26 protein-coding genes and 1 pseudogene are annotated in these 24,181 nt (G+C 38.8%); 1 reads left to right on the top strand and 26 read right to left on the bottom strand.

What is annotated here, in order from left to right:
* Positions 1-46: 46 nt before the first annotated feature.
* The 18 genes from J7E67_RS26905 to accB all read right to left on the bottom strand — a co-directional run bounded on the left by J7E67_RS26905 (position 47) and on the right by accB (position 16,764).
* The gene (locus J7E67_RS26905) at positions 47-205 is read right to left on the bottom strand and encodes a hypothetical protein (RefSeq protein WP_214713102.1); all 159 of its coding nucleotides are present in this window, start codon (positions 203-205) and stop codon (positions 47-49) included.
* 127 nt (positions 206-332) lie between these two features.
* Positions 333-527 (bottom strand): hypothetical protein, encoded by a 195-nt coding sequence (locus J7E67_RS26900; protein ID WP_214713103.1) that lies wholly within the window; start codon positions 525-527, stop codon positions 333-335.
* Positions 528-719: 192 nt separating this feature from the next.
* Positions 720-1,151 carry a hypothetical protein gene (locus J7E67_RS26895; RefSeq protein ID WP_251027026.1) on the bottom strand — a complete coding sequence of 144 codons (432 nt, stop codon included), beginning with the start codon at positions 1,149-1,151 and terminating at the stop codon, positions 720-722.
* A gap of 845 nt (positions 1,152-1,996) precedes the next feature.
* Positions 1,997-2,335: a YolD-like family protein gene (locus J7E67_RS26890; RefSeq protein ID WP_214733185.1), complete on the bottom strand. Its 339-nt coding sequence runs from the start codon at positions 2,333-2,335 to the stop codon at positions 1,997-1,999.
* Positions 2,336-2,560: 225 nt separating this feature from the next.
* Positions 2,561-3,352, bottom strand: a complete 792-nt coding sequence (gene spo0A / locus J7E67_RS26885) for a sporulation transcription factor Spo0A (RefSeq protein WP_214713105.1) — start codon at positions 3,350-3,352, stop codon at positions 2,561-2,563.
* Between the two features lie 283 nt (positions 3,353-3,635).
* On the bottom strand, positions 3,636-4,925 hold the full coding sequence (spoIVB, locus tag J7E67_RS26880; protein WP_214713106.1) for a SpoIVB peptidase: 1,290 nt from the start codon (positions 4,923-4,925) through the stop codon (positions 3,636-3,638).
* Positions 4,926-5,101: 176 nt separating this feature from the next.
* Positions 5,102-6,811, bottom strand: coding sequence for a DNA repair protein RecN (recN, locus tag J7E67_RS26875; RefSeq protein ID WP_214713107.1), 1,710 nt, complete (start codon positions 6,809-6,811; stop codon positions 5,102-5,104).
* 15 nt (positions 6,812-6,826) lie between these two features.
* The gene (ahrC, locus tag J7E67_RS26870; protein WP_088088912.1) at positions 6,827-7,276 is read right to left on the bottom strand and encodes a transcriptional regulator AhrC/ArgR; all 450 of its coding nucleotides are present in this window, start codon (positions 7,274-7,276) and stop codon (positions 6,827-6,829) included.
* Between the two features lie 150 nt (positions 7,277-7,426).
* Complete coding sequence (locus J7E67_RS26865) at positions 7,427-8,266, bottom strand: TlyA family RNA methyltransferase (protein WP_214713108.1); 840 nt, start codon at positions 8,264-8,266, stop codon at positions 7,427-7,429.
* A 3-nt stretch (positions 8,267-8,269) separates the two neighbouring features.
* Positions 8,270-10,165: a 1-deoxy-D-xylulose-5-phosphate synthase gene (dxs, locus tag J7E67_RS26860; protein WP_214713150.1), complete on the bottom strand. Its 1,896-nt coding sequence runs from the start codon at positions 10,163-10,165 to the stop codon at positions 8,270-8,272.
* A gap of 187 nt (positions 10,166-10,352) precedes the next feature.
* The gene (locus J7E67_RS26855) at positions 10,353-11,246 is read right to left on the bottom strand and encodes a polyprenyl synthetase family protein (RefSeq protein ID WP_214713109.1); all 894 of its coding nucleotides are present in this window, start codon (positions 11,244-11,246) and stop codon (positions 10,353-10,355) included.
* Between the two features lie 3 nt (positions 11,247-11,249).
* Positions 11,250-11,483: an exodeoxyribonuclease VII small subunit gene (locus J7E67_RS26850; protein WP_308160434.1), complete on the bottom strand. Its 234-nt coding sequence runs from the start codon at positions 11,481-11,483 to the stop codon at positions 11,250-11,252.
* Positions 11,473-12,831: an exodeoxyribonuclease VII large subunit gene (xseA, locus tag J7E67_RS26845; protein WP_214713111.1), complete on the bottom strand. Its 1,359-nt coding sequence runs from the start codon at positions 12,829-12,831 to the stop codon at positions 11,473-11,475. The genes J7E67_RS26850 and xseA overlap by 11 nt, the downstream gene beginning before the upstream one ends.
* Before the next feature lie 106 nt (positions 12,832-12,937).
* Entirely contained in the window at positions 12,938-13,795 is an 858-nt protein-coding gene (gene folD / locus J7E67_RS26840) for a bifunctional methylenetetrahydrofolate dehydrogenase/methenyltetrahydrofolate cyclohydrolase FolD (protein ID WP_214713112.1), read from the bottom strand.
* A 36-nt stretch (positions 13,796-13,831) separates the two neighbouring features.
* A complete protein-coding gene (gene nusB, locus J7E67_RS26835) occupies positions 13,832-14,230 on the bottom strand; it encodes a transcription antitermination factor NusB (RefSeq protein WP_214713113.1) in 399 nt (132 codons plus the stop codon).
* A gap of 222 nt (positions 14,231-14,452) precedes the next feature.
* Positions 14,453-14,863, bottom strand: a complete 411-nt coding sequence (locus J7E67_RS26830; RefSeq protein WP_214713114.1) for an Asp23/Gls24 family envelope stress response protein — start codon at positions 14,861-14,863, stop codon at positions 14,453-14,455.
* 18 nt (positions 14,864-14,881) lie between these two features.
* On the bottom strand, positions 14,882-16,237 hold the full coding sequence (gene accC, locus J7E67_RS26825) for an acetyl-CoA carboxylase biotin carboxylase subunit (protein ID WP_214713115.1): 1,356 nt from the start codon (positions 16,235-16,237) through the stop codon (positions 14,882-14,884).
* 14 nt (positions 16,238-16,251) lie between these two features.
* Positions 16,252-16,764: an acetyl-CoA carboxylase biotin carboxyl carrier protein gene (gene accB / locus J7E67_RS26820; RefSeq protein ID WP_214713116.1), complete on the bottom strand. Its 513-nt coding sequence runs from the start codon at positions 16,762-16,764 to the stop codon at positions 16,252-16,254.
* Between the two features lie 545 nt (positions 16,765-17,309).
* Between accB and J7E67_RS26815 the strand changes: the two are divergent.
* A pseudogene (locus J7E67_RS26815) lies at positions 17,310-18,683 on the top strand (IS1182 family transposase).
* 254 nt (positions 18,684-18,937) lie between these two features.
* On the opposite strand, the gene J7E67_RS26810 reads toward J7E67_RS26815, so the two are convergent.
* From J7E67_RS26810 to spoIIIAA, 8 genes are read right to left on the bottom strand one after another with little or no spacing between them, the layout of a single operon-like run.
* Positions 18,938-19,489, bottom strand: coding sequence for a SpoIIIAH-like family protein (locus tag J7E67_RS26810; RefSeq protein WP_214713117.1), 552 nt, complete (start codon positions 19,487-19,489; stop codon positions 18,938-18,940).
* A 15-nt stretch (positions 19,490-19,504) separates the two neighbouring features.
* Positions 19,505-20,155 (bottom strand): stage III sporulation protein AG, encoded by a 651-nt coding sequence (spoIIIAG, locus tag J7E67_RS26805; RefSeq protein ID WP_214713118.1) that lies wholly within the window; start codon positions 20,153-20,155, stop codon positions 19,505-19,507.
* Positions 20,148-20,777, bottom strand: a complete 630-nt coding sequence (gene spoIIIAF, locus J7E67_RS26800) for a stage III sporulation protein AF (protein ID WP_214713119.1) — start codon at positions 20,775-20,777, stop codon at positions 20,148-20,150. The genes spoIIIAG and spoIIIAF overlap by 8 nt, the downstream gene beginning before the upstream one ends.
* 11 nt (positions 20,778-20,788) lie before the next feature.
* The gene (gene spoIIIAE, locus J7E67_RS26795; protein ID WP_214713120.1) at positions 20,789-21,985 is read right to left on the bottom strand and encodes a stage III sporulation protein AE; all 1,197 of its coding nucleotides are present in this window, start codon (positions 21,983-21,985) and stop codon (positions 20,789-20,791) included.
* A gap of 31 nt (positions 21,986-22,016) precedes the next feature.
* A complete protein-coding gene (gene spoIIIAD, locus J7E67_RS26790; RefSeq protein ID WP_214713121.1) occupies positions 22,017-22,466 on the bottom strand; it encodes a stage III sporulation protein AD in 450 nt (149 codons plus the stop codon).
* Complete coding sequence (spoIIIAC, locus tag J7E67_RS26785) at positions 22,423-22,626, bottom strand: stage III sporulation protein AC (protein ID WP_066060661.1); 204 nt, start codon at positions 22,624-22,626, stop codon at positions 22,423-22,425. The genes spoIIIAD and spoIIIAC overlap by 44 nt, the downstream gene beginning before the upstream one ends.
* An 11-nt stretch (positions 22,627-22,637) precedes the next feature.
* Positions 22,638-23,153, bottom strand: coding sequence for a stage III sporulation protein SpoIIIAB (gene spoIIIAB, locus J7E67_RS26780; RefSeq protein WP_214713122.1), 516 nt, complete (start codon positions 23,151-23,153; stop codon positions 22,638-22,640).
* Positions 23,154-24,077, bottom strand: coding sequence for a stage III sporulation protein AA (gene spoIIIAA / locus J7E67_RS26775; RefSeq protein WP_088088929.1), 924 nt, complete (start codon positions 24,075-24,077; stop codon positions 23,154-23,156).
* Positions 24,078-24,181 lie beyond the last annotated feature (104 nt).

Raw genomic sequence — 24,181 nt, 5'->3', positions numbered from 1 at the left:
ATTTGTCGACAGTCTGAAGCGACCAATAAGGTCGCTTTTTAATTTATTACGATATTTTATCTTCTTTTAAACTCAATTCAGTGAAATGAACAAGTTTAACTTGACCATTTCGGGCCCCATCCTCTACTATTTCACAGTATCCAGAAGCATATTGATATAACATAATATAATCCTTACCTTCAAAAATAACTTGTATTTTTCCCACCACACTCACATCCTATGACCTTTTAACTATGTTAACCTTAAATGAAGTCTTTGTCTGTGGATAGTTTGCGACATTTTGAAACTTATCGGAATAGAGTAAAGCGACTCCGAGTAGGAGCCGCTCTTTATTAAATTTTATATATTATTAAAGCATTATAGTAGCCGGAATCTAACTCAGAATGAGAATTATATTTAATATCCAAAATTTCTGCCTCACTATTTTCTTCACACCAAGTGTTTATCATGAGGTCCAAGCTTCGAACACTTGCAATAAATTTAGACTCAAAGAAAACAGTCCTAATTTGTCCAGCTTTACCTAACATTCTTCATCCCCCTTTGTTATTATTTTAAATAATATTCATGTTGCACTTATTATTAGTACTACTTATTAACAATTAACTTTACACCTACCGATTGAATTTGTTGTGAATCTTGAATCTCCTGCTTCAATGATTCCGCATGGAATACCTTAAACCCATACTCACCGTCTATTGCATAACGCTGATCGGATAATATTAGAACGTGTGGGAACGGCTTTGACATAATCCAGTGTTGAATAGATCAACATACCGCCCCATTTTCTCCGCCATTTGTTTTTCGGAATAGACTGTTTTTTGCACCTCGATAAAAAATGGCGTATTGCGATACATAGCAAAGATGTCTGGCTCAGCGTTGCCTTTACTGCCGTATTTCGGCTCAACTAAAAACGTTTCCAGCCGTCCAAGCTTCCGCATTTCCTTATAGACGTTCAATATTGCTAGCCAGTGGCCAATTTTAGCGCTATTCTTTTTTATCTGCGTTTCCGCTCCGAAATAGACAAACGGTTGAAAATTACTTGACCGCTCAATTTGACCGTCGCGAAGTAGTCTAAGCAAGACGGAATTCGCAGCGGTTATCGGATTCTTTAAGCCTCCGAAATGTAATTCGGCAATAGAGTCTCGATCCATCACACGGAATTTATTTAAATTGCGAATAATCGCTTTGTCGCGCTAAGTCAACATCGAGAAACACATCCTTCTCGGTTAATTCACTTTCCATTTTTTGAGACGTCGCAACATTTGACTTCGCAACGCCATTCCTACCGCCAGTAGCTTACGTATTTCCCACGATATATGTATAATGAATAGCCGTTCAGTTTGCGGATAGCTGCGCAATATACTGCCGATCAGTCCGCTATTCGACACCCCCTCGGTTTCGGAAGCCGTCCGTCCGGCAGGCGCTTCGTGTTAGTGATATCGCGAATATGTAATCTTTTGTACTGCCGGATGCCCTTGCGATATGCCACCGTATCCCTACCGTATTACTTTACATTACCTGCCATATTGCGAGATGATTATTCTGATTGTAAGATATGGACATTTCGGACACTTTAAAATTAGGAGGTGCTACCATGTCTTCGTGGATATACTCTCATTTTATAAACACGTTTTGGTTTGTATTCATTTTGATCTCGATACCTGCGTTTTTTTAATTTATTTAGCTTACTCAAATAAAAAACAAAAAATGCAGGATAATGACGATAGTTAAAATCAATAGCACCTACCGTTATTATCTTCCACATTACGTCACTTTACGTTGTAAATCGGAATCATACCGTGTTCCTTCTATTATATATCCGAGTATTCCACTAGGTAATATCGGACTATTCTTCGACAACTACCCCCGCTAATTTATTTATAACTAGTCCGCGGTTGTCCATTACTTTTTAGGACAACCCTTCATAACATAAAGTAACCTCAACGAAAGTTAAGTAAGCATTTACAAGGCGTCTAAATGGCGCTTTTTTTTCAGCCTAATCTACGACAGTCACCCTGGTAACATTCTCGAATGCCACCCGCTCGAATTCGCCAGGCTTTACCTCAATGCGGAGCTGATGCGTAATCGGATCAGCGTGGTGTATGCGGCCATCCATCTCCGTAGTAAAGCCGTCATCCCACACGGAGAGCTTTACCGCTAGATTATATTCCATCGCGTAGGCAATCCGCTGGTCAAACTCCTCCGTATCGAATTCGCTGAGTAACGGCCGTGGCTGGCGCTCTTGATCCTTAAACATTTTGCGCTGCTCTTCGAAGACTTGCGGCATAAAGGACGCTGCATTCCATTTAATTAAACCGCGATCTTTTATCGTCATTACGGTCAACTCCTTCGTTCTTAGTACACACGAACAAATGTTCCATATGGAATAAAAATAAAAACGCCACCGCGAAGGTGACGCTTTACATATCCGTATATAACGGTATAATGATTTTTGCGAGTATTTATCGGAACGGCAACGAAAAATTTATCGGAACGGTGACGCTTAATTCACCGCAATCTCACCGTAAATTCAACGGGTAAAACTGCGTCATACCAACGATCAAGATGCCTTGTGTTCAAGCCTCAATTTATCCGCAACCATGGCAATAAATTCAGAATTGGTCGGTTTTGCCTTAGACATGCTGACTGTGTATCCAAATAGCGAGGAAATGGAATCAATGTTTCCACGACTCCAAGCCACTTCAATCGCATGACGGATTGCTCGTTCCACACGGCTTGCTGTTGTGTTATATTTTTTGGCGATATCTGGATACAACACTTTCGTAATTGACCCTAAAAGTTCGATATCGTTATATACCATTGAAATGGCCTCACGTAAGTACAGATATCCTTTAATATGTGCTGGGACACCTATTTCATGAATGATGCTTGTAATACTAGCATCCAAATTTTTAGGTTTTTGCTCAGTTTGAGAACGATAAGTTGTTGATGTTGATTTTCGTGTAAATGAATTGTTATTTCCGCTAACTTGTCGAATATGGCTTCCTAAATTCTCCATATCAAATGGTTTCAAAATAAAGTAGGAAGCACCAAGTTCAACTGCTTTTTTTGTCACATCTTCCTGACCAAAGGCAGTGAGCATAATGACATTGGGAAGGACTCCCTTTTTAAGATCACGGAGGCGCTCAAGTACAGCCAAACCATCAAGATGCGGCATAATAATATCCAAAACTAGAACGTCAGGATCGGTTGTCGATAACATTTCTAGACACTCTTGTCCATTATGAGCAATTCCTACAACTTCCATATCATCTTGGGACGAAATAAAGTCCTCTAATAATCCAACTAGCTCCCTATTGTCATCAACGACACAAACTTTAATTTTCTTCACTTCTAGTTCCTCCTCGGGTTTAAATCATAAGATCTATTTCATCTAACATTTCTAATCAGTTGTATTCTCCTAATTCTATTCTAAATTAGAAATTCGACAATGCAACAAAAATTCCTCTCATTTTTTTAATATTTCTTAAAATAGTGATAAAATCTTATCTTTTCTTTGTTTTTCTCACCTTTTCGACGTAAACTGCGTTATTTCTAAAATATGGATGTTTTTTGTCGAAAAATGTTTATGTAAAAAGCAAAATAGGGGGATTTTCCTATTTTGCTCCAATGTCCTAACTCGCTTTATTTTTTGGCAATTCATATATGTTAATTCCAGCTTCATTTAACATCCATTCAATGTGTACCCCATAACCTGAGGTTGGATCATTAACAAAAACATGTGTAACTGCTCCAATTAGTTTTCCATCTTGAATAATTGGGCTGCCGCTCATCCCTTGAACAATACCTCCTGTTTTTTTAAGGAGCTTAGGGTCGGTTACTTTTATTACCATGCCTTTGGTTGCTGGAAACTTTTGCGGGATTGTGCTGACAATTTCGATATCAAATTCTTCTACTTGGTCATCATTAACGACCGTTAATATCTTTGCAGGTCCTTCTTTTACTTGATGTGATAATGCGATAGGAAGTGGTTTATCCATAACACCATTTTTTAATTCTTTTACCATTTCACCAAAAATACCAAATGGGCTGTTCTTTTGGATATTACCAACGATTTCTCGGTCCGAAGAAAAGCGGGCAAGTTTTTCACCAGGGTCTCCGTTACTTCCTTTTTCAATAGAAGTTACGGTAGACCGGACAATTTGTCCATCTTCAACAACAATTGGCTGTTTTGTATCCATGTCTGATATTACATGCCCAAGGGCACCATATTTCTTAGATTGTGGATGAACAAAGGTCATTGTTCCAATTCCTGCAGCGGAATCTCTAATATATAAACCAAGCTTATAAATATTTTCCCCTTTGTCTTTTAATGGGGTTAATTGTGTAGTAAATTTTCCACTTTCCCGACTAATAACCAAATCGAGAGGTTTTCCTTCTTGTCCTGCGGTTTGTACAAATGGTGCTACATCTGACATTTTTTCAATTTTATTACCGTTAATTTCAGTAATGATATCCCCAATTTTTATACCAGCAATTTCACCTGGAGACTTTTTTCCAGAAATAGTATTGATTAAATGGTGGCCCACAACCAAAACGCCGACTGTGTTTAATTTTACGCCGATTGACTGCCCGCCTGGAATGACTCTAAAATCCTTTAAGACGCGTACGTCAACCTTTTTTATAGGAATCCCTGCAAACTCTAACAGCATTTCATTTTTTCCATTTTCAGTTGCCTTCATTGAAACCGTATGTTTTCCTTGATCAAGTGTAATATTCGAATTGTGAGAAACCAAAGCGGCTGATACCGGGGCAGCCTTTTGAAAATTATAGTCTTGTCCTTCAAAAACTGTAATTGTTTTAGGTATCGCAAGGTATTGCTGTATAGGCTGAAAAAAAATAAGGCTAATTAATGAAACAAGGAGAATTCCACCAATAATCTTTCTAATTATTTCTAACTTCAAATTCTTCACTCTCCTCGCTTCTTTTCATTACATTGAAATGGCTACATCTTTAATTTTGCCTCCTTGACAATCATTTATAACTTGGTTCTACATAAAAAAGCTACCCGAAATGGATAGCATTACAATTTTTATTAAAAATATAGAAATTTTAGCCTTTTTAAGGCAAATGTTTCAGTTTAGTGACTTGTCAAAGCACTACCACTTTTTTTGTTTTCTGCAGCTAAATATAATAATTCTTCTGCATGTTTTTTAGTGAGGTCAGTTATTTCTGTTCCAGATATCATCCGGCCAATTTCATTAATTTTTTCATTAATCTCTAACGGGGTCACAGAAGTTTTCGTTCTACCCCCTTTTATGATCTTTGAAATGAACAAGTGAGTATCAGCCATGGCTGCTACCTGAGGCAGATGCGAAATACACAAAACCTGTGATTCGGCAGCCACCTTATAGATTTTCTCCGCAATCGATTGGGCAACCCTGCCGCTCACACCAGTATCTACCTCATCGAAAATAATGGATGTTACCCCTTGATGCTTGGAAAAAATACTTTTTAATGCCAACATAATTCTTGATAATTCCCCTCCAGAAGCAACCTTTGATAAGGGCTTCAATGGTTCTCCAGGGTTAGTTGAGATAAAAAATTCTATATGATCCACACCGTTTTTTGTAAATTGAATGGTATTTGTTTCAAAACGAATTTCAAAAACAGTTTTCGCCATATACAATTCTTTTAATTCTTTATGTATTAACCTTGTCAGTTTATCAGCCCATTTAAGACGAATTTCAGTTAACTGCTTCGCTTCAAGGATTAAGTCTTTTTTTACAGAAGTTAATTCTTTTTCTAATTCGCTTATATGTGTTTCTTTATTTTGCAATGTTTCAATTTCTTCTTCAATATTTGCAGCATACTCTAATATTTCATGAATTGTTTTTCCGTATTTTCGTTTTAGCTGATTAATTTCATTCAACCGGTCTTCAATTTCATGTAACCGTTGCGGGTCGAACTCTAATATATCTAATTCATTTCTTAATGCACGCGCCGCATCTTCTAATTGGTAGTAGCTATTCGAGACAGATTCATAGATGTCTTTATACGCCGTATCAAGTGCCGCAGCGTCTTCTAGGTGCCCCATAACCATACTAATCCAATCCAGCCCTTTTTGTTCTCCCTGCAAGGCTGTATGGCTGGACTGGATGGCTCCAAATACTCTTTCGAAATTAGTTAGTTTTCTTTTTTCCTCAAAAAGATCTTCATCTTCATTGAGCTTTAAATTTGCCTTTTGAATTTCATCCAATTGAAACTGTATTAAATCTAGCCGATGGGCAGTTTGTTGATCATTTTCACTTAATGCTTTTAACTTTTGGAAGGTTTGCTCATAACGACGAAATACTTGCTGGTATTCACCTTGCGAAGGTACTATATCATCTGCTCCAAATTGATCTAGCAGTGTTAGGTGTCTTGAGTCATCCATTAACTCTTGATGCTCATGCTGACCATGGATATCAACGAGTGTTCCTCCGATTTCCCTGAGAATGGAGATTGTCACAAGCTTTCCATTCACACGGCAAACACTTTTACCGGTTTGGGCAATGTCTCGTCGTAAGATTACCGTTCCTTCGTCAATATCAATCCCGAATTCTAAAGCTTTAGCAATTACCGGATGTTTGTTATCATCAATCTGAAAAAGCCCTTCGATTTCCGCCTTTTCCTCTCCATGACGAACAAATTCTGCAGACCCTCTGCCACCAACTAATAAATGAATAGCATCAATGATGATTGATTTACCTGCACCCGTTTCACCCGTTAAAACCGTTAATCCCTTTGTAAAGGTTACAGATAAGGCTTCGATAATAGCGAAATTTTTAATGGATAATTCTGCTAACAAGGATCATTCCCCCAATTAAAGCATATCTAGGAACCGGTTTGTGATAACTTCAGTATCTTCCGGAGTTCGACAAATGATTAACATTGTGTCATCCCCACAGATGGTCCCTAATATTTCATCCCAATCGAGATTATCGATTAGTGCGCCAATTGCCATTGCATTACCTGGCAGGCACTTCATGACTAGCAAATGACCTGCCGCATCAATCCGTACAAACGCATCGATTAATGATCTTTTCAGCTTTTGTAATGGATTAAATCTTTGGTCAGCAGGTAAGCTGTACTTATATCGTCCATCGCTTAATGGAACCTTAACAAGATGTAATTCTTTAATATCCCTAGAAACGGTTGCTTGTGTTACATTATAGCCAGCACTTTTTAGTTCATCCACTAACTCGTCCTGTGTTTCGATATCATTAGTAGCAATGATTTCTCTTATTTTTATATGGCGTTGGCCTTTGTTCATTGTTTCACCCCATAATAGTTAAAACATCTAAGTAATATGTACTAACACGCTCTTATACACATGTTAGCCGATTTTTACAAGCTTGTACATTTTTTCTTGTGTAAAAGGGGGGAATTTTCATTCCATAAGAAGAAAAGGATAAGCATCAGCCTACCCTTCTGAATTTTGTTTTGTTTTAAATTCCACGTGTGATTCCTTTACAATTTCAATGGGGGTGACAAGTAATTGATTAACTCCAATTTCCCGTTCCCCTTCCCATTTTAGATGGAGCAGGTACTCAATGTTCCCATCCCCGCCAGTGATTGGTGAAAAGGATAAGTTTTTTATTGTGTATCCTTGCTGAAAGGCAAAATTAATGATTTTATCAATTACTTGTAAATGTACTTTTTCATCACGAACGATCCCCTTTTTACCAACCTGTTCACGTCCAGCCTCAAATTGCGGTTTTACTAGTGCTATGACGTCACTTCCAGGGACTAAGAGTGTTTTTAAGACAGGTAATATCAACGTTAAGGAGATAAACGATACATCGATTGTGGCGAAATTTGGCATCTCTCCAATTAAATCGGCAGGTGTTACATAGCGGAAATTTGTCCTCTCCATTACTACGACACGTTCATCCTGTCTAAGTTTCCAAGCAAGCTGATTATAGCCTACATCCAAAGCATAGGACATTTTTGCACCGTTCTGTAATGCACAATCGGTAAAGCCGCCAGTTGAAGATCCAATGTCGAGCAATACTTTGTTCGTAACACTCACATCAAATACCTTCAAAGCCTTTTCAAGCTTTAATCCACCACGGCTTACATACGGAAGGATCTTCCCTTTGATACTAAGTGGAATATCCGTTTTCACCTTTTCTCCTGGTTTATCCAACCGCTCTTCGTTTGAATAAACTAGCCCTGCCATAATCGTTCGTTTTGCCTTTTCTCTGGTTTCAATTAAACCTCTTTCTACAAGTAAAACGTCTAACCGTTCTTTATTTTTCATATTTTAAGCCCTTTGTTGTTTTTTTCTAGCTAGTATAGAAACCCGTTTGATTACCTCTTCCGTCGTTAAACCAATTTCTTTAAGAAGTGAGTCAACATCTCCATGTTCAATAAATTGGTCCGGGATTCCGATTCTGTCGATGTGCGCGTGATAAAATCCTTGGGTTTGTGCGTACTCCAGAACTGCACTCCCAAACCCCCCTTGTAAAACTGCTTCCTCAATGGTAAGAATCGGCATATTTTTCACAAGTAGATGAGTCAGCATTTTTCCATCCAAAGGCTTGATAAACCGGGCATTGACAACTTTGACGGAGATCCCCTTCTTTTCAAGCACCTCAGCTGCTTCTAAGGCCATTGGAATGGTGGTTCCAAAGGTTAGGATAGCCGCATCATCGCCCTCTTTTAGAACCTCCCACGTCCCAATTGGAATGGCTTGAAAATCCTTATCCAATGGGACACCAAGTCCATTCCCACGCGGGAATCTCATGGCAATAGGACCGTCATCATAATTCAGTGCGGTGTAAACCATATGCTGACCTTCATTTTCATCCTTTGGCATCATTAACACCATATTAGGGACATGCCTTAAAAAAGCAATATCAAAAACTCCTTGATGGGTTTCACCATCGGCACCCACCAATCCAGCACGGTCGATTCCCATAAAGACATTTAAGTTTTGTCGGCAAATATCATGAACCACCTGATCATAAGCCCGCTGTAAAAAGGTTGAGTAGATCGCCAGAAAAGGCTTCATATTTTGTGTAGCTAATCCCGCAGCGACTGTCGCTGCATGCTGCTCTGCAATCCCTACATCATACATTCGCTCAGGGAACTCACCTGCAAAGCCTTCGAGTTTAGAACCAACAGGCATAGCTGGTGTAATCGCAACAATCCTTTCATCCGTCCTGGCAAGCTTTCGAACCGTTTCACTGACAAGGCTGCTCCATGCAGGGGGCGGTGTTTTTACCGGCTTTACGAATGCACCTGTGTCCATTTTATATGGTCCAGTTCCATGCCATGTACCTGTTTTATCACTTTCTGCCGGCTGATAGCCTTTTCCCTTTTTAGTGATGACATGAAGAAGAATCGGACCTTCTGTCTTTTTAGCATAGCTGAAGTTCTCAAATAATGCTTCAAAATTATGACCATCAATTGGGCCGAGATAAGTAAATCCTAGTTCTTCAAAAAACATACCGGAAACAAATAAATATTTAAGGCTGTCTTTCACTCTTTCAGCGGTTGCAGCTAATTTCCCGCCCACTGCAGGTACTTTTTTCAACAGTACTTCAAGCTCATCTTTCACCCATTGATATTTTCCAGCCGTCCGCAATTGACCAAGAATATTATGAAGTGCACCAACATTAGGAGCGATTGACATTTCATTGTCATTTAAAATGACAATCATATCTTTTTTCTCATGACCAATATGATTTAAGGCTTCTAACGCCATTCCACCTGTTAAAGCCCCGTCGCCTATAACTGGAATAACAAATGATTTTTCCTTTTTTAAATCTCTAGCAATTGCCATTCCCATAGCAGCAGAAAGAGATGTAGAACTGTGACCTGTTTCCCAAACATCATGCTCGCTTTCAATCCGTTTAGGGAAGCCGCATAATCCTTTATATTGCCGTAATGTATCAAACTCACTTGCTCTGCCCGTTAAAATTTTATGAACATAAGATTGATGTCCCACATCCCAGATAATCTTATCTGTGGGACTGTTAAAACATTTATGTAAGGCTATGGTTAATTCGACTACACCTAAATTCGGTCCAATATGGCCTCCAGTTACAGACAGCTTTTCAATCAAAAATGTGCGAATTTCTTGACTTAAAGCCTCTAATTCGATATTCGACATGCCTTTTAAAAAGGCTGGGTCTTTTATTGATAACAGATCCATGTTTGGATCACTCACTTTCATACTTTTATGCATTCTTCTTTTTGTCATTGTGTTATATTACACATTTAAATAATTAAGTTTTGATTAAAAAATAGCCGCTAACACGAGAGTGATAACGGCATTGACAACGTTTTCTACAATGAAAACAATTATAACACACTTATTTCAATGCCTCAAATACCGTTTTCTAATGGTCTCTTGAAGCAACTAATTCCGTTATTTCCATCAGAAGGGTCGTATTCAAGCCTGTCATACCCAGATATTGCTTTGATAGATTTATTTGTTGATTCAAGGCTGCAATTGCCCCTTCTAACGATAACAACTGCGGATACGTACTTTTATGATTGGAGGTATCACTACCAACAGGTTTCCCAATCAATTGCTGATTGCCCACCAAATCAAGAATATCATCTTGGATTTGAAAAGCGAGTCCTAGATGATGGGCGAAGGAGGAAAGATTTTTTAATTGTTCCTGATTTGCACCCGCCATTATTGCTCCTGCCAGTACGCTAAATCCAAGCAGCTTACCCGTTTTATGGATGTGTATATACTCAAGTTCTTCGAGAGTTAAGGATTTCCCTTCTCCTTCCATATCTGCAACTTGACCACCAACCATTCCTTCCGTTCCAGATGCCTTTGCCAACTCAATCACTAATTTTAGTTTTGTATCTGCTGAAGCGAATTCAGTTGGAATATTCCCGATTACCTCAAAGCTATATGTTAATAAAGCATCTCCTGCTAAAATCGCAATAGCATCACCAAAAACTTTATGATTTGTGGGTTTTCCTCTTCTAAGGTCATCATTATCCATGCTTGGCAAATCGTCGTGGATTAGGGAATATGTATGAACCATCTCAATGGCCGAAGCAGCAAGAAGCCCATTTTTGGGGTCTACCCCAAATGCTTCTAGAGTAGCGAATAATAAAAGGGGGCGAATTCGTTTACCTCCTGCTTCAAGTGAATAGATCATTGATTCCTTAATAATAGGAGGGGCGTCAAGCTTATTAACCAGAGTCCGAAGCTCCGAATCAAGCTGAAGTTTATATTCTCGTGCAAATACATCTAGTAACCCGGTTCCCAAGTCTTATTCCTCCTCATCAATCGTAAAACTATCCGTCCTACCGTCCTCCGTAATAATTTGTGTTAATTGTTCTTCGACACTTTTTAATTTATCATGGCAAAGTTTGGACAGCTCCATACCTTCTTTATAGAAGATGATCGCTTCTTCTAACGGTACATCTCCTTCTTCAAGCTTATCCACAATTCGTTCCAATTTAGTCATTGCCTCTTCAAAGGAAATTTTCTTTTCATTCGTCACGTTTTTCGCTCTCCTTACTATTCTCAACTCTACAGAAAAGACTGCCATCCGTTAATTGAATCTGAACTCGCTCATTCATTTTAACTTGATTAATGCTTTTAATCAGTCTGTTTTCTTCTGAATAAGCTAAACTATATCCACGTTCCATGATTTTCAAGGGGCTCAACGCACCTAAGGTCGAAAGGATCCTTTCAAATTCTGTTTGCTTTTTTGAAAGTACTTGCTGCATGGCACGTTTCATCTCTTTATTGGTTAGGTCTAAACGTTTTTGTGCTTCTCGTAATGCCTCGCTTGGATGATTCCTCTGCAAGCGTTTATAAAGAATTTCGTGCTGCCCTTTTTTTATTAAGGACAACCTGGATGTCCCGCGGACCAGCATTTCCGTTAGTTTATCAACCTGCTCAAGCTTTTGTTCATATAATCGATGGGGATAGCGAAAGGCATAGGATTTCTGAACACGAGCTAATCGTTCTTTCTCAAACTGGAATTTTCCCTTCATCGTTCGAAGAAGGCGAGTTTGCCGCTGTAAAACCCTGTCCAATAACTCATCTATATGTGGGACAGCAAGTTCTGCAGCACCAGTCGGGGTTGGAGCGCGTAAATCCGCTACAAAATCAGCAATGGTAAAGTCGGTTTCATGTCCGACGGCTGATATAATCGGGATGTCTGAAGAAAATATCGCTCGGGCAACGAGTTCCTCATTAAAAGCCCATAATTCCTCTATTGATCCCCCGCCGCGTCCAACGATTAGCACATCAATTTCATTCATGCTATTTGCTTTAGCAATAGCCTTAGCAATAGAGGGAGCCGCTTGATCCCCCTGTACAAGGGCAGGAAAAACAAGAATATTAGCGATGGGATACCGTCTTTTAATTGTCGTAATAACATCCCTTATCGCCGCTCCAGTGGGTGAGGTAATCACCCCAACGGTTCTAGGATACAAAGGAATCGCCTTTTTATTTTCTATTGCAAATAATCCTTCTAATTCTAGTCTTTGTTTAAGCTGTTCATAGGCTAAAAACAATTCTCCGATACCATCTGGCCGCATTTCTTTTATATATATTTGATATTGACCACTTGGTTCATAAACGGAAATTTCGCCTCTGACAATTACTTTCATGCCATTTTCTGGTGTGAATTTCATTGTCCTTGACTGACTCGAAAACATAACCGCAAGAATGCGGGCTTTTTCATCCTTTAAGGTAAAATACATATGACCGCTCGAATGCTGTTTGAAATTTGAAATTTCACCTCTAACATGAACATCCCGTAAATGTGGATCCGCATCAAATTTTCTTTTTATGTATTTGGTTAAAGCATTCACAGATAAATATCTTTGTTCCTGCATAGGTAACTCCTTTTTATTCGACCAATAGTCAAATGAACACTCTTCGATTAGCGAAAAACTGTCCTTATCTTATATATATTTATAAAAGATAAGGACAATTTCCTACTTAATTGCGGTCTAGGCTTTCCGCAGCTGATTTTAAGGTATTATACATAAGCATGGTAATGGTCATCGGTCCTACTCCCTTTGGAACAGGCGTGATATATCCAGCTTTTTCGCTTACCTCAGCAAAAGCTACATCTCCGCAAAGCTTTCCGGCTTCATTACGGTTAATTCCAACATCAATGACGACAGCACCGTCTTTTACATGCTCGGCTGTAATAAAATTCGGAATTCCAACAGCAGCAATAAGGATATCCGCTTGGTTTGTATGGAACTTTAGGTCATTAGTTTTAGAATGACAATAGGTTACAGTTGCATGTTGATTTAAAAATAATTGACCAACCGGCTTTCCGACAATATTACTTCTCCCAACCACGACAACATGCTTCCCTGCTATTGAGATACCTGTTTCTTCAAGTAACACCATAATTCCGTACGGCGTACATGGTAAGAAGGCATTCTGCCCTGTCATCATCCTGCCGATATTAATCGGATGAAACCCATCGACATCCTTATTAGGGGAGATCGATTCAATTACTTTTTTTTCGTCAATGTGTTTGGGGATTGGCAGCTGCACCAAAATGCCATGAATATGATCATCCTGATTTAATTCTTCAATTTTTGAGAGTAATTCCTCTTCGGAAACTCCCTCTGGCATTTCAATTAAAACAGAGTTCATCCCAAGTTCTTGGCAGGCTTTTTCTTTATTTGTTACATATGTCCGAGAAGCATGGTTATTTCCGACAAGAATAACTGCTAATCCAGGAGTTACCCCAAGTTTTTTTATTCTGCTAACCTCTTCTGCGATTTCCATTCTTTTTTTTGCCGCAATTTCTTTTCCATCAATAATAGTAGCCGTCATTTTCTCTTCTCCTTTGTTTTAAGAGCATCCAATCAATTAATCGTTAAGAAGTTTTTGTTTCACCTTTGATAGAACACCATTAATAAACTTACTTGATTGGTCATCTCCGTATATTTTTGCTATTTCGATGGCTTCATCTAAAATAACATTTTCCGGAACTTCATTTCGGAAAAACCTCATTTCGTATGTAGCTATTCTTAATAAATTTCGATCGACCGTTGCCAATCGTTCTATGGACCATTTTTCAAGATTTTCACTGATTAAATTGTCAATTAAGGTTTTTTGTTCGACTACCCCTAGAACAAGTTTAGATAGGTACTCGTCACCCGCCTCTCCTTCCAATACATGCTCAATCGCTGCTGATGGCTCAGTGTTGCTTATATCGATTTGAAAAAGTGCCTGTAATGCCTTTTCCCTTGCTGTTCTTCTTTTCATTATACAATTAACTCCTTTAGAGATATTAATTAATTTTTGTCTATTTTTCATACATAAATAGTAAATAAGTATTCGAATAGGTTGCACATAAACGATAATAGCATAACTAAAAATGATTCGCACTCTAAGGTTGTTATTTTTCCAATATGTAAGCACTTTTATTTAGGACTTAATTGCAAATAAAGAAAAACCAAAGGAATTTTCTCCTTTGGTTTCCAAGTTTTAGATCTCTGTGTCAATGCTCTCTGGTTCATTCTTATGGTTTTCAAAGTGTATCCCAACCACATGAATATTTACTTCTTCAGCATCTAAGGCAGTCATATTCAACAATGCTTGACGAATATTATCCTGCACTTTTCCTGCAACGGAAGGAATGGATACTCCAAACTTCATCATACAATAGACATCTACTTTTATTCCTGACTCTGTTAATTCGACTTTTACGCCCTTACCATGGTTTTTCTTCCCTAAACGCTCAACCACACCTGTTGCAAAATTACCACGCATCGAGGCTACACCTTCCACCTCAGAAGCAGCAATGCCTGCAATAACCTCAATCACTTCAGGAGCAATTTCAATTTTCCCATGTCCGTTATTGCCTTGTTCCATTTCCAAGACACTAAACTCACTCATTAATAACACCTCCAGATATTAAATAGACTTCATCACATCATGCAATTCCAAGAATTTGGTATTAAATCCGCCTTCGACGAACTTTTCATGATCTAGCAGTTTTAAATGGAACGGAATCGTTGTATGGATACCTTCAACAACGAATTCACTCAATGCACGTTTCATTCTTGAAATGGCCTCTTCCCTGCTGTTCCCATATGCGATAACCTTCGCAATCATAGAATCGTAATAAGGCGGAATCGTATACCCTGGATAAGCTGCTGAATCAATACGTATGCCAAACCCGCCTGGTGGAAGGTACATGTTGATTTTCCCTGCAGATGGAAGAAAATTCTTTTCTGGGTTTTCGGCATTAATCCGACATTCGATTGCCCATCCTGTAAAAGTGACATCCTGTTGTTTTAACTTTAACTTTTCTCCAGAAGCCACTCGGATTTGTTCTTTAATTAAATCGATTCCAGTGACCATTTCTGTAACAGGATGCTCCACCTGAATTCTGGTGTTCATTTCCATAAAATAAAACTTTCGATTGCGGTAGTCATATATAAATTCTACCGTTCCCGCTCCTGAATAATCAACTGCTTTTGCAGCTTTTACGGCTGCATTACCCATTTCTTCTCGGATTTCCCCATCTAATGCTGGTGATGGTGATTCTTCAAGAAGCTTTTGCAACCTTCGCTGGATTGTGCAATCTCTTTCTCCTAAGTGAATTGTGTTACCAAAGGAGTCAGCAAGGACCTGAATTTCAACATGACGGAAATCCTCAATATATTTTTCAATGTAAACACCAGGATTTCCAAAGGCTGTCATGGCTTCCTGCTGTGTAATATTGATGCCTTTAATTAATTCCTGCTCGTTCTTGGCAACACGAATCCCTTTGCCACCTCCACCAGCTGTTGCTTTTATGATAACTGGGTATTGGATTTTTTTTACAAGTTCAAGTGCCTCATCGATATTATTTATAATCCCAGTTGAACCTGGGACAATTGGGACCCCGGCTTCACGCATAGTCTCCCTTGCGATATCCTTAGTACCCATTCTTGTAATGGCCTCTGGGCTTGGACCCACAAATGTTATATTGCATTCGCGGCAAAGCTCTGCGAAATCTGCGTTTTCGGCTAAAAAGCCATACCCTGGGTGAATGGCATCACAAGCTGTAAGCTTAGCCACACTAATTAGATTTGTTACATTTAAATAACTGTCTTTTGATGAAGTAGGGCCAATGCAATAGGCCTCATCTGCGAGCTGTACATGTAATGCTTCACGATCCGCTTCCGAGTAAACGGCAACAGATTCAATTCCCATTTCCCTGCACGCTCGAATAATTCTAACTGCAATTTCTCCTCTGTTTGCAATTAACAGTTTTTTAATCATCCTGTTATCGCTCCTTATTCAGGCTTTACTAAAAATAAAGGCTGTCCGTATTCTACTAATTGTCCATTTTTAGCAAGTATTTCAACAATTTCGCCGTTAATTTCAGCTTCAATTTCATTAAATAATTTCATAGCTTCCACAATACATACAATCGAATCTGTTGTTACATTAGAACCCAGTTTAACATATGCGTCAGTGTCTGGAGTTGGTGAAGCATAAAAAGTCCCTACCATTGGAGAAACAATTTTATGAAGATTGGATGTATCAGCTTGCTTTACAGTCTCCTCTTTTTGAACTTCCTGGTTTACTTCCTGAACAGGAACGGAAGGTGTTGCTGTAGATAAGACTGGTTGTGCTGGCGATATAAATTGAGTTTCTTGTGGAGCCGGACTTACTTGTGAAACATATGTAACTGCACCATTTTTTTTCATTTTAATTTTTGAACCTTCATTTTCATATACAAATTCATCAATACTTGATTGGTCCACTAATTTAATCAATTCGCGAATTTCTTGTACTTTTAACATTGAGTTACACCCCTCGTACTACAAAATTATGACTAACTACTATAACTATACGATAATACCTAGTGAAAGTTCAATGATGGAAATTATCTCCATTAAAATTTCCCTCTCACATACTTCCTCTCTTATCATAATATTTTTATTAACAAAAGGGAACTTTTACAGTTGGCTGTCATTCAACATATTATTTTAACCTATTTCATGGTATTAAAACAAAAAAGGAAAGTCGTTGACTTTCCTTCAGGCTGTCGAGAATCTTTCGACAGCCTCTTATTTTCTACAATAATTATAACAATTCACCGCGTTAATTCATTAACATATTATTAATATATAGGCTTTGCAACATGTCTGTTGATTTGCGCTCCAGGCACTTCGCTTTCCGCGGGCGTGCCGGGGAGCCTCCTCGGCGCTGAAGCGCCTGCGGGGTCTCCCCTGCCCCGTACTCCCGCAGGAGTCTGCGTGCCTTCCGCGCAAATCAATAGAGCTATAAAATCAATAATGCACTGCTCTTAACACAACCAAACAATAAAAATTAAGTGGTGAAATCTATGTTTAAACCAAGAGTATCTACCCAAAGTGAATATGAAATTGTTTCTATTGATGAATTGGTTCCTGACAATCACCTTCTTCGTTTAATCGATAAATATATTGATCTTTCATTCCTTCTTGAAAAGGTACGTCCTTATTATAGTGATGATAACGGACGCCCTTCCGATCCCACTATTCTCTTTAAAATGATGTTTATTGGATATATTTATGGCATCCGAACCGAGCGACAATTACAAAGAGAAATTGAAATGAATGTTGCCTACCGCTGGTTTTTAGGCCTGAAATTTAAGGATCCTGTTCCACACCACTCAACGATTAGTTGGAATCGCCAACATCGTTTTAAAGGTACCGATATCTTTCAGGAAATATTTGATGAGATTGTTCTCCAGGCAATGAATCACAAGATGGTAGGTGGTCGTGTCTTATTTTCGGATTCTACTCATTTAAAGGCTAACGCTAATAAACATAAATTCACAAAACAAGAAATTGAAGTATAGACTCGTGAATATTTTGATGAATTGAATAAAGCCGCAGAAGAGGACAGATTAGCTCACAGAAAAAAGCCGTTAAAGGAAAGGGAAGAAGTGAAGGAAACTAAAGAAATTCGGGTTAGTACCACTGATTCTGAATGTGGATTTATGTCTCGTGAAAACAAGCAGGAAATGTTTTGTTATCTCGATCACCGGACTACTGATATGAAATTTAACATTATTACCGATGTATATGTTACTCCTGGAAATGTTCATGATTCTGTTCCTTACCTAAGCCGGTTGGACTGTCAGGTCCAACGATTTGGATTTAAGGTAGAAGCTGTGGCACTTGATTCCGGTTATCTCACGAACCCGATTTGTAAGGGATTATCTGACCGAAATATCTTTGGAGTAATTGCCCATAGAAGATTTCATCCTACTACTGGTTTATTCCCAAAATGGAAATTTACATATGAAAAAGAACGAGATCTATACGTTTGTCCTAATAATCAAGAATTACCCTACGGTACAACAAACCGTGAGGGTTATAAAGGATATAAATCTGATTCGAAGAAATGTGAAAACTGCCCACTTCTTTCCCAATGTACACGCTCCAAAAATAAGGTAAAAGTAGTGACACGTCATGTTTGGGAAGAGCACAAGGAAAAGGTAAGGGAAAATCGCTTATCTAAATCTGGAAAAATGCTTTATAAATTTAGAAAGGAAAAAATTGAGCGAAGCTTCGCAGACACAAAAGAGCTGCACGGGCTTCTCTATTGCCGGTTACGGGGATTGAAGAAAGCAAGCGAACAGGCTCTCCTTACAGCAGCCTGCCAAAATATGAAAAAGATTGCAACACAATTAGCAAGGCTAGAAAAAGTGTGTTGCAATTCTTTAGGTTGATTACCTCCCTGTTGATTTCCGCGGAAGGCACGCAGACTCCTGCGGGAGTACGGGGCAGGGGAGACCCCGCAGGAGCATAGCGACGAGGAGGCTCCCCGGCACGCCCGCGGAAAGCGAAGTGCCTAGAGCGGAAATCAACAGGCCCATTAGCAGGTACAATGAATAATTAAATGCTGAGAATAAAAAATTGCCGAGAAAAATACCCTTTCTCGACAATCTGAAGGAAAGTCGTTGACTTTCCTTTTTTGTTACATTTATTTCGTTGGTTGGAATTCTACTGCCACATAATTGGTTTCTCCAATTTCTTTTTTCACCTGTAAGATGATTTTATTGGCCTCAGTTGCTGAAGGTTTCATCTTAGATTTAACTGTGACTCTTACTTTTTCACCATCAGCTCTTACTAATGCATCTTCATAGCCCATTGTTTTAATTAACGTTTCAAGAATTTCTTCTTTTTTGGCCGTTTGATTCAATTTGTCCATTTGATCTTTTACTTTACTTCGCTCAACCGCAGGAATATCTGTGGAGGCCAGCTCGGTCGTTAAATCCTCTCGCTGTTCGCTCCTTAGGTCATCGAGCTTCATACGTAATTCTTCAAACGCTTCATCACCCGCAACAGTTGATACAATTGTTTTATCATCCTTAGCTTCCGTCTTTGTTTTACCCTGATTTTGATCTTTCGCTTTTTGCGAAACAGCAGCTAGATCATTACTCTTCTGTTCCGGAGAGGTAATGTAATAAACAGATAATACAACTACTAAACTTAACATCGTTAATAACCAAACTGTTTGTTTTTTCAATAGCATAGGAAAACACCCCTTTTATTTTTTAGGCATGACAGCAACTCGGTGACTTGGTACATCTAAAGCGCGTGTAACTGCCTCTACAATCCACTTTTTCACTTGTATATTCTCTGCGCCTTTCGCAACCACTAAGACACCGCGAATTTCAGGTTTTTTCGTTTCTACTACAATCGGAACCTCTTTTTCACCCTCACGGATAATCACTAGTTGTTCATCAATTGAGGCTTCCTCAACTTTCCGTTCCCCACCTTCTCGATCTGTTTCTTCAGTCGTTTGTGATTTGGAAACCCTATTTTTTTCAAGCACTTTCTTATCAGTGGAATCAATATTGACAACAACTGTAACATTGTTAACCCCTAGCATTTCCTGAAGGGCTTTCTTAAGCTGATTTTCATATTTTTCTTCATATTTATCCAATGCCTTATTGCTTGAGCCCTTATTTAGACCAAATGCCGGTACATCTTCGGAATCTACTTTTTCACTCGTCGCAACAGGTGTATCAGCTGAGTTCGAATCTGTTTTAAATACAATATTGCCAACAAGCATAAAGGCTGCACCGATACATAGAACAACAAGCATATACTGGTATTTCCCTGGTTTCTTGTCAGATTTACCTTCTATTTTGAGCACCTTTTTAAGCCATGAAAATGGTCCTTGGTTGTTATTCATTTTGGTTATTAATCCCCCCTTCAATCGAAACTTCAACTGTTTTTTCGGTCACATTCCATTTTTGCGAAAGAAAAGCGGCAATTTTTTCAGCTTCTTCTGTTGAGCTTTTAGATGGAAGAGGTGTTTCTGTGTTAATTTCGACTTGTTTGATCGCTTCGACTGTCTTCACTTCATTTTCTGGTTGCTTCAGAAGAACCATAACCTTTTGGAGGTTGTCTGGGAATGCTTGGTCGCTTTCTTCATTTGTAGCAAGATCAATTTTTGCTATCTCCAATCCGTATTGTTCCATCAACTCCTCTTTCACGTCCTTTTTCAGTTGGACAGCCATTTCTTCTAAAATATATGCATGTTGTTGGGCTTGTATTTCTTTTTTCTTTAAATCTATTGAATTTTTCATATTTTTTTCTCCAGGAGCTTGATATGAAGGGATCGAACCCATTGCTGATTCAAAATCCTTGGAAATCAATTTAAAGATTGGGGTAAGAATAATGGCAATTAAAAGGAGTCCTGTAACCATTTTTGTGTACTTTTGCATACTTGAATTGGGGAGGAGCATATCAATTACCGTGGCTAACAAGATAAAGAGAATAATATTCGTTACCCACTCTATTAAAAATTCCATATGAATCCCCCCTATCTCATCATCATCGTCAGATTTCCTGCCGCAACTATAACTGTTATACATAAAAAGAACATCAGTGAAACGATTCCTAAAGCAGCAAAGACATAAATGACACTCTTACTAATAATATCCAAGCAGGTAATGATTGGCCCTCCGCCTAATGGCTGCAAGATAGCGGCAGCGAATTTATAGATAAAGGCAATCATTAAGATTTTAATGGCTGGGAAGGCTACAATGATAAGTAGGATACCAACACCAGCAATGCCTACTGTATTTTTTAATAGGACAGATGCACTAACCACCGTATCTGTAGCATCTGTAAACATCCGGCCGATTACAGGTATAAAGTTCCCCGTTACAAATTTCGCTGTCCTGATCGTAACACCATCTGTTACAGCTGCTGATGCTCCCTGTACTGAAATAACACCTAGAAACACAGTCAAGAAGATTCCCATTAACCCAATGCTCCAGTTTCTTAGCAGGGCAGCTAATTGTGACACTTTATACTGTTCTGACATCGTGCTTACAATACTCAACAAGGTGGCTAGAAACAGGAGAGGCAGGATAATATACTGCATGAATAAACCGCTTATATTCATTAAAAACAAGATCACCGGATGAAAGAAAGCTGCTGATATAAGACCGCCAGAGGCTGCAATTAATGCGAGTAACAGTGGAACAAGTGCTAGCACAAAGGAGATCATCGATCCGATTGCTTCATTTGTATAACTGATGGCGATATGGAAACTATTCAGGGCAATTATGACTAAGACCATATAAACGATTGAATATGCGACCTTGCTAATCGCGCTTTTCTCGAAGGCATTCTGCATCGATTGAAGGAACATACTAAAGATGGTTAGCATGATCAATGACCCCAGCAATTTTCCATTAGAAACAAACTCTTGAAAGGCAAACTTTACTATTCCCAACCCCCATTGTTTAAATGAGAATTTCTTCTCGCCGCTAACAAAGTCATACAAGCTTCCCTTCTGGCTTTCGGGAAGAAATCCCCCGTATTTATAGGTAATATCCTCCCAAAATTGTTTGAGTTCTGTAATATCAAGGGATTTAAGCTGGGCATCAACTAACTCCTGCGGAGAAAGAGGGTTTGGGTCTTTAGTCTCTTCGGCAGCTTGTACACCTGTAAAGGATAAAAAAAAGAATACAAGAACTATAATAGGAATAAACTGCAATCGCTGCTTCAATTCTATCTACACCTCTTTTTCAGGTTTGTCATCAACTAGGAATAAGTTTGATTATCGTTTCAATCAAAACAGTTAGAATTGGGATCGCCATAGCAAGGATAATAATTTTTCCAGCTAATTCAATTTTAGAAGAGAGTGCTCCCTGACCAGCATCCTTTGTAATCTGGGCGGCAAATTCAGCAATATAAGCAATTCCAATGATTTTTAAAATCGTTTCGATATAAACCATATTCACTTTTGCATTCACTGCCAGTTTCTCAAGCATATGAATGATTTCATAAATTTTATCCACCAAAAAAAGAAAAATAACACAACCTACAAAGACAACTAAGAGGAATGCAAAATTTGGCTTTTGTTCTTTCACAATTAAAGCTAGAAAGGTTGCTACAAGAGCTATGCCAACTATTTTTATGATTTCAATCTTAGGGCCCCCCCTTCTATTGATATAAAAATACAGATTTAATTTTTTGGAAGAGATCATCCACAATGGATGCTACCTGAAATAATATATAGATAAACCCAAACAACGTTACCCACTGTGCGTATTCTTTTTTCCCCACCTGGTCAAGAACGGTATGCAAAAAGGCAACAACTATTCCCACACCAGCAATTTTAAAAATAATATCCACTTCTAACCCCATTGCATTTCCCCCTAAAATAATAAAATAATCAGTAATAATCCTGATAAGAATCCGAGACTCTTGATCATTTTTTCGTATGTTGCTTGGGCTTGAATTGCATCCGCCTCTTCTCTTTCAAGATGTGTTAGTGTCAGCATGATATGTTTTTGCTGGGACATACGATCATGTCGACCCAGGGTTTCCCCAAATTGCTTCATAATTTCAAATTCTCCCTGCTTTAATGCTGTAGAATTCCATATTTCTCTTAAACTTGTTTCCCAAGCGTCTCTTACCGTTGTTTCGGTGTCTGTTAATTTCTTGGAAAAGGACTCAAAAAAGGTTGAAAGCGGCTTTGTAAGCTGTTCTGCTAACCTTCTGGCTGCTTCATGTAATGGCGTATGGCCGTACATTATTTCTGCTTCAAGTGATTGAAGTGCAGTCCTTAATGCCCTAAGCTGCCTTGGTCGTTCACTAAAACGTCTGGAAATCTCAAATCCGATCCATGTTGTTGCGACAATTATGAAAACAGCACCTATAAGCTTAATCATTTATGTCACTCTCACTTTTTGATTCATTTCTTTACCATTTCCATCTAAAATATGAGTAATAGTTCCCGGCCCTGATGCCCTGCTAAGGACAACAAAACGTTGAAAAATTTTTTGATCAAGAATCGTCCGTAAAGATGGTCTATTTCTAACTTCTTCAATGCTCGTCCCATGAGTGGTCATCATTAACTTTATTCCCGCATGAACAGCCTCTTGGATGGCTTCAGCATCTTCTTTCCGGCCTATTTCATCAACAACCAGAATATCTGGACTCATCGAGCGAATCATCATCATCATTCCTTCAGCTTTCGGACAGGCATCTAGCACATCCAAACGGTCACCAAAGGTCAATTGCGGTATCCCATTAACACACCCAGCAATTTCACTTCGTTCATCTACAATCCCTACCTTATTTGCCTGTATGCCCCTTGCTAAGTAACCTGAGGATGCAATTCTTGCAATATCACGCAGTAATGTTGTTTTTCCAGTTTGGGGCGGACCAATCACCATCGTATGCATCCAATTTCCCTGATAGATATATGGGATAATTGGTTCAGCTATCCCTACCTTTTCCCTAGCTATCCGAATATTAAAAGAGGAAATGTCCCTGATCGCCTTGACCTTTCCACCCTCGAGGATCACCTTACCAGCCAGCCCAATCCGATGTCCCCCGGAAACAGTTATAAATCCTTGCTTAAGTTCCTCTTCGAGGGTATAGATGGAGAAATGACTTATTTTATTCATTAGGTGAAACGCATCATCAGGCTGGACAATATACGGTAAAAACCTGGGTGCGCCTTTCATCGTCATTTCAATCGGTCGGTTAATTCGTATGCGGATTTCTTCCAGTTCTTCTTTTTGGTTAGGAGGGATTTTGCTGATTAGGTCGGCTATATTTTTTGGTAAAAAGTTTAGGATCGTTTCCACGTGTGCAACCTCCTCGTATTTGCCTTTCTCATTATTTAAAATGTATGCCTGCTTGGTCACATTATGACTTTCAAAACTGTCATTTCTTTTCTATTTTCTGAGAT

The organism is Bacillus sp. ISL-46 (genome assembly GCF_018613205.1).
The sequence above is the reverse complement of the archived record's forward strand: the minus strand, read 5'-3'. Positions and strand labels throughout refer to the sequence as shown.

Excerpts from the sequence above, each read along its gene's own strand:
- dxs (WP_214713150.1), bottom strand. The coding sequence starts at position 10,165 with ATGGATCTGTTATCAATAAAAGACCCAGCCTTTTTAAAAGGCATGTCG.
- accC (WP_214713115.1), bottom strand. The coding sequence starts at position 16,237 with ATGATTAAAAAACTGTTAATTGCAAACAGAGGAGAAATTGCAGTTAGA.
- J7E67_RS26830 (WP_214713114.1), bottom strand. The coding sequence starts at position 14,863 with ATGAGTGAGTTTAGTGTCTTGGAAATGGAACAAGGCAATAACGGACAT.
- J7E67_RS26895 (WP_251027026.1), bottom strand. The coding sequence starts at position 1,151 with ATGGATCGAGACTCTATTGCCGAATTACATTTCGGAGGCTTAAAGAAT.
- folD (WP_214713112.1), bottom strand. The coding sequence starts at position 13,795 with ATGACGGCTACTATTATTGATGGAAAAGAAATTGCGGCAAAAAAAAGA.
- spoIIIAC (WP_066060661.1), bottom strand. The coding sequence starts at position 22,626 with ATGGGGTTAGAAGTGGATATTATTTTTAAAATTGCTGGTGTGGGAATA.
- nusB (WP_214713113.1), bottom strand. The coding sequence starts at position 14,230 with ATGAAAAGAAGAACAGCAAGGGAAAAGGCATTACAGGCACTTTTTCAA.
- spoIIIAG (WP_214713118.1), bottom strand. The coding sequence starts at position 20,155 with ATGAATAACAACCAAGGACCATTTTCATGGCTTAAAAAGGTGCTCAAA.
- spoIIIAD (WP_214713121.1), bottom strand. The coding sequence starts at position 22,466 with ATGATCTCTTCCAAAAAATTAAATCTGTATTTTTATATCAATAGAAGG.
- spoIIIAB (WP_214713122.1), bottom strand. The coding sequence starts at position 23,153 with ATGATTAAGCTTATAGGTGCTGTTTTCATAATTGTCGCAACAACATGG.
- spoIIIAF (WP_214713119.1), bottom strand. The coding sequence starts at position 20,777 with ATGGAATTTTTAATAGAGTGGGTAACGAATATTATTCTCTTTATCTTG.
- J7E67_RS26890 (WP_214733185.1), bottom strand. The coding sequence starts at position 2,335 with ATGACGATAAAAGATCGCGGTTTAATTAAATGGAATGCAGCGTCCTTT.
- xseA (WP_214713111.1), bottom strand. The coding sequence starts at position 12,831 with ATGCAGGAACAAAGATATTTATCTGTGAATGCTTTAACCAAATACATA.
- accB (WP_214713116.1), bottom strand. The coding sequence starts at position 16,764 with ATGTTAAAAGTACAAGAAATTCGCGAATTGATTAAATTAGTGGACCAA.
- ahrC (WP_088088912.1), bottom strand. The coding sequence starts at position 7,276 with ATGAACAAAGGCCAACGCCATATAAAAATAAGAGAAATCATTGCTACT.
- J7E67_RS26810 (WP_214713117.1), bottom strand. The coding sequence starts at position 19,489 with ATGCTATTGAAAAAACAAACAGTTTGGTTATTAACGATGTTAAGTTTA.
- J7E67_RS26865 (WP_214713108.1), bottom strand. The coding sequence starts at position 8,266 with ATGAAAAATAAAGAACGGTTAGACGTTTTACTTGTAGAAAGAGGTTTA.
- J7E67_RS26900 (WP_214713103.1), bottom strand. The coding sequence starts at position 527 with ATGTTAGGTAAAGCTGGACAAATTAGGACTGTTTTCTTTGAGTCTAAA.